The sequence below is a fragment of the Streptomyces sp. NH27 genome (assembly GCF_056859195.1).
This window is the reverse complement of the sequence record NZ_JACEGK010000919.1, coordinates 1-1,461: the sequence shown is the minus strand read 5'-3', so window position 1 is coordinate 1,461 and position 1,461 is coordinate 1. Positions and strand designations below refer to the sequence as shown.

Here is a 1,461-nt window from a genome sequence, read left to right as displayed (position 1 = left end):
ATCTGCGGCGCCGCGTGGTCGTGGTAGGGCCAACTCCCCACGGAACTGGGCACACAGGTCCAAGTGTAGGTGTAAGTGCCCTGGTAAGGAACGGCTGTTCCGGGTGCGTCGGGCATGTCCGCCATCCAGGCACCGTCATTTGACGGGGTGTACCGCACACCGTGCGGGTGCATGCTGTGCGGCCACTTGTAGTGCGCGTCGTTGTTGCGGAAGTGCACCTTGATGACGTCGCCGACCTCGGCACGCAGCACGGGGCCGGGGATGCCGCTGTTCGCGCCGATGCCGTGCGGGCCGAGGTCGGCCGGCAGCGGCTGCTCCCAGTTCGGGGTGTAGGCGCGGTAGCCGATCGCCTGATACGTCGTCTGGTCGGCGGTGAAGGTCATGCCGGTCATGCCGTCGCGCCCGTTCGGCACGGCGTTGTGCGCGAAGGAGTCGGCCTGGATCCAGTACTCGCGGACGCGCCCGCCGCCGGTCGCCCGGAAGGCGTCCGCGGCGAAGGGGTCGGTGCCGGTGCCGGTGCCGCTTCCGGTGGCGGCCTCGGCGGGTGCGCCGGACAGCGCCAGCGCGGCGGCCGCACCGCCGCCGGTCAGCGCGCGCAGCAGGTTCCGGCGGCCGCGGTCTCGGCGCGGTTCACGTACCGGCTCCGGTGACATGGACGTCCTCTCGCTCGGGGTGCTGGTCGGGCGCCCGGCGTCCCTGAAGGGCACTCAGGTGGTCCGCCGGGCACGGACTGCGGGCGTTGCCGCCGCGTTTCCACTGTGAAGGGCGCCGGTGGAGGTGGGCTGGTGCCCCGCCCGAGAGGGTGACCGAACCAGGCAGGTGGCGGTGCCGGCCACCCGAAGAGCGGACGCGGTCACCCTCATGCGGCTCTCTCCGGTGGCGGTCCCGCCGGGGCTGGCCGACGGTGAGCTTGCCGTCACTTGTGCTTGTCGGGCTGACACGTTGTCAGCCGGCGCGGGTCGTCGGCGGAAGGAATCGTCCCCATGCGTATTGCCCGCACCCTCGTGGCCGGAGCCGCGCTCACCGCCTGCCTCGCCATCGCCGCGCCGGCCGCCAACGCCGCGGGTGCCGTCAACATCTACGACCCGAGCGGCCAGGGCTCGTCGGCGTCGTCCTCCTCGTCCGCCTCCGCGTCGGATTCCGGTAAGTACTCGCACTCGTCCGACAGCGACAGTTCGCAGGGCTGGACCGGCCAGGGCTCGGACGGCCAGGGCTCGGACGGCGGCCAGTGGCACAAGCCGCACGGCGGCATGCACACCGGTGGCGGCGGCATGTCGCTGGCCGGCGGCAGCAGCCTGGCGGCCGGTTCGGTGCTGCTGCTCGGCGGCCTGGGTGCCGGCGCCTATGTCCTGCGCCGTCGTCGCGGTACGGCAGGGGCCGGCGCCCTCGCCTGACCCGTCCCACCGACCGGCCGCCGTTCGGCCGGTCCGCAGTGGCCACCGCCGCGGTACGGCGGTGGCC

Annotated in this window: 2 protein-coding genes; one reads left to right on the top strand and one right to left on the bottom strand. The window is 73.2% G+C overall.

All coding sequences use genetic code 11. From position 1 onward, the window contains the following. On the bottom strand, positions 1-653 hold a 653-nt coding region (locus AC13HU_RS37075; protein ID WP_483046398.1), incomplete at its 3' end, for a multicopper oxidase domain-containing protein. Between the two features lie 330 nt (positions 654-983). Here AC13HU_RS37075 and AC13HU_RS37070 point away from each other — a divergent pair. Then, on the top strand, positions 984-1,394 hold the full coding sequence (locus AC13HU_RS37070; protein WP_483046397.1) for a hypothetical protein: 411 nt from the start codon (positions 984-986) through the stop codon (positions 1,392-1,394). The last annotated feature ends 67 nt before the right edge of the window (positions 1,395-1,461 follow it).

What these genes read in the sequence shown, in the direction of transcription:
- AC13HU_RS37070 (WP_483046397.1), top strand. Translation starts at nt 984, where the DNA reads ATGCGTATTGCCCGCACCCTCGTGGCCGGAGCCGCGCTCACCGCCTGC.